We start from the raw sequence: 3,383 nt of genomic DNA on the forward strand, positions 1-3,383 counted from the left end.
GTATATGTGTACTACGGGACAATAACGGTGAAATAATGGAACAGTTGAAATCTCCATCTTTCAATGCCGAATAAAAAAGATCGTTTCAACCTTTTTAGGGAAGAAACGATCTTTTTCTTTGGATACGCACTTTAAACTTATTTCGCTTTTTTTAACAAAGAAGTAAGCAGCGATAAGGCGCCTAGAACTAGCGCAGCAATAGAAAGATACAAAGGAAGGTTAGTACTTCCAGTACCCCCGTCAGCTGCAGCTGGAGTAGAGCCGCCGCCGTGGTTACCATGACCGTCAGATTCTGGTACAGCAGTCGCTGACTTCGGATTTACAGTTGTAACGGATGCGGGCTTGTCCGAACCTGCTGCCCCGACCCATTCAACAACACTTCCATCTTTGTATGTTTGATAAGCTTTCCAAGCAATAGAGGTTGCTTGATCTCCTACTTTTCCTTGCATATTGAATTCACCGAATTCGGTGTTAGAAAGTCCATCCCCCGTTGCAGTCCAAATGACACTCGTAATTTTTCCAGCGCTATCTTTGGTTAATTCATATTTCCATCCTGCCATAGGTTCAAAGCGAGAAACGGTCACTTCAGCTGGAAATTTAATTTCTACCTTAACCGTAGGAACATCCTTTTCCGTAGGTACACGAACTGTAAATTTTTCATAAGACCCTTGAGTGGTTTGTTGGGGATACACAACAACATGTGCACTGGCGATGCCTGCAAATAATAGCATGGCCACAAAGCTCATGGATAGCATACTAATAAGTTTTTTCATCTCATATTCTCCTTTATTACTTCGACTCTAGATCGTATTGTTCTTTCTCTTACCTAATTTACTCCTAATSTTTAAAAATWAGCATGACTCGAAAGAGCTATTTWRWGACACATATTTRTCCATTCTATGATATTTAMGACTRACCTCGATATGAAAAGTTTCAGCGAGTCTAGCATGATTTTGGATCACCCCCCATATAGTTGCAAGTAAGTGAGCAGATTGATATCGGAGGTGCAGAGCTTGAACGAACAAGTAACGTTTCAAAAAATAAACCTGCAAATAGAGGGYATGACATGYGCAGCMTGYTCTGCRCGWATTGAGAAGGTGGTTAGTAGAATGGCAGGCGTTCATGAAATTGCTGTCAATTTACCCCTGGGACGCGCGGCTTTGGTACTGGACGCAGGTACAGAGTTAAAAGGGGAAATTATTGAACGTATTGAGAAACTGGGATACTCAGCTAGAAGCTTAGAAGAAGCGAGTGATTCCCAGCAAACGGTCTCTAGCCTAGGATTAAAATTAGTGATTTCAGCATTATTAACTCTTCCTCTTTTGTGGGCAATGGTCCGTCATTATACGATGACATCGGGCATATGGATTCCTGATCTATTTCTGGAGCCATGGTTCCAGTGGCTGCTTGCTACACCTGTTCAATTTGTGATTGGAGCTCCATTTTATTTTAACGCGTGGAAGGCTATAAAAAGCAAAAGTGCGAATATGGATGTTCTTATCGTTCTTAGTACGACTTGTGCTTACTTATATAGTMATTACATGACAATACATATGCTTCTTTCTGGGGGAGCTGACCCGCATGCAGTCTATTTTGAGACAAGCGCCATGATTATTACCGTTGTGCTGCTTGGTAAGTGGCTTGAGGCTTCTGCGAAAGAAAAAAGTATGAARACGATTCATCAACTGCGACGGTTAAGCCCCCAAACCGTCACAATCATTAGAAATGAACAGCAACCAGAGAGCATATCGATACAAGAAGTCAGAATCGGCGATACGCTCCTCATTCTTCCCGGTGAAATCGTTCCTGCAGACGGACGAGTTATTCGTGGCCGCTCAGCCGTTGATGAAGCTTTCCTTACCGGGGAGTCTGTACCTGTAGAGAAGAGGCAATATGATCGCCTGGTAGGTGGATCTATCAATAGGGACGAAGCAATTACGATGCAAGTGAATGCTCTTGGACATCACACTTCGCTCGGCAAGATGATCCGTTTGATGGAAGAAGCTCAGGCCTCGAAGGCTGAAATTGGGCGATACGTAGATCGAATAGCTGCTGTGTTCGTTCCTGCTGTTCTGGTGCTTGCCCTGCTTACATTATGCCTGTGGTCCCTGTGGCTTACGCCGGGGGATTTCAGAGGGGCGCTATTCAAAGCCATAGCCGTGCTTGTTATTGCGTGCCCTTGCGCTTTAGGATTGGCGACGCCAACATCCATATTGGTGGGTACAAGCCGTGCCTTGGAGGCAGGCATTTTATTTAAAGAAGGCAAGTATGTGGAACAATTGCAGCAGATCGATATTATTTTAATGGATAAAACAGGAACACTTACGCATGGAACGCCCCGAGTGACAGACATCATCACGGATCCGGGCCAGGAACATCGCCTTCTTCGCATGCTTGCTGCTGCTGAGAAGGGCATCGAACATCCTTATGCGAAAGCGATTATGAAAGAAACCGCTCGGCGCGGACTACAGGTTAAAGAGACGTCATCTTCACAAGCACTAACAGGTCTTGGTGTGATGGCGCGAGTAGATGARCATGAGATTCTTATCGGTTCTAGAGCTTTCATGAGTCAGTCCGAGATTTCCATCCAGAGGTTTGCGCATGTAACAGAACAGTTAGAGAGGGAAGGCAAGACGATGCTATTTGCAGCGGTGGACGGAATGCCTGCAGGTGTAATTGCACTCATGGATACTTTAAAAACATCTACACCTCAAGCTATACGTCGATTGAAAAAAATGGGGATCGTTGTGGCTATGGTAACCGGTGATCACCGTAAAACAGCAAATGCGATAGCTGAAAGAGCTGGCATAACAACGATATATTCGGAAATGCTGCCACAGGATAAAGTTCATTTGGTAAGAAGCTTGCAGCAAAAAGGGAAACGTGTTGCTATGGTCGGTGATGGCGTGAATGATGCCCCAGCTTTAGCAGCTGCGGATATTGGTATTGCTGTTGGTACCGGTTCAGAGATTGCTAAGGATGCAGCGGATATCAATTTGCTTCATAGCGATTTGGGAGGCGTTGCGGATGCCGTGGTGATGAGCCGTAAGACGATGCGCAATATACGTCAAAACTTAATTTTTGCTTTAATGTACAATGTCTTAGCTATACCGCTAGCGTTTATGGGACTGTTGACACCCTGGATCGCTGGAACAGCTATGGCGCTAAGTTCTGTATCTGTCGTTACAAATGCGAGCAGACTGCAAAAAGCATCTTGGAGAAATTAAAATGTTGTATAGCTCTTTCGAGGCATTTTGAATTTTGAGTAATTGAGTATAGTTAGGTATATAGTAACCTCGTCCTTTTGGATTCAATTTATTAATAAACAAAGGAGGGAGGAATCCATATGTCTCAGCCCTTTCGGGTTATAATTGTAGACGATC

At 44.1% G+C, this 3,383-nt stretch carries 2 protein-coding genes; one reads left to right on the forward strand and one right to left on the reverse strand.

The genetic code is table 11. From position 1 onward, the window contains the following. Nucleotides 1-137 precede the first annotated feature (137 nt). Nucleotides 138-773, reverse strand: a complete 636-nt coding sequence (locus AC1DUA_RS30035; protein ID WP_477503229.1) for a YcnI family copper-binding membrane protein — start codon at nt 771-773, stop codon at nt 138-140. A gap of 231 nt (nt 774-1,004) precedes the next feature. Between AC1DUA_RS30035 and AC1DUA_RS30040 the strand changes: the two genes are divergently transcribed. After that, nucleotides 1,005-3,227: a heavy metal translocating P-type ATPase gene (locus tag AC1DUA_RS30040; RefSeq protein ID WP_477503230.1), complete on the forward strand. Its 2,223-nt coding sequence runs from the start codon at nt 1,005-1,007 to the stop codon at nt 3,225-3,227. Nucleotides 3,228-3,383: the final 156 nt, after the last annotated feature.

The organism is Paenibacillus sp. 01T422 (assembly GCF_056398785.1).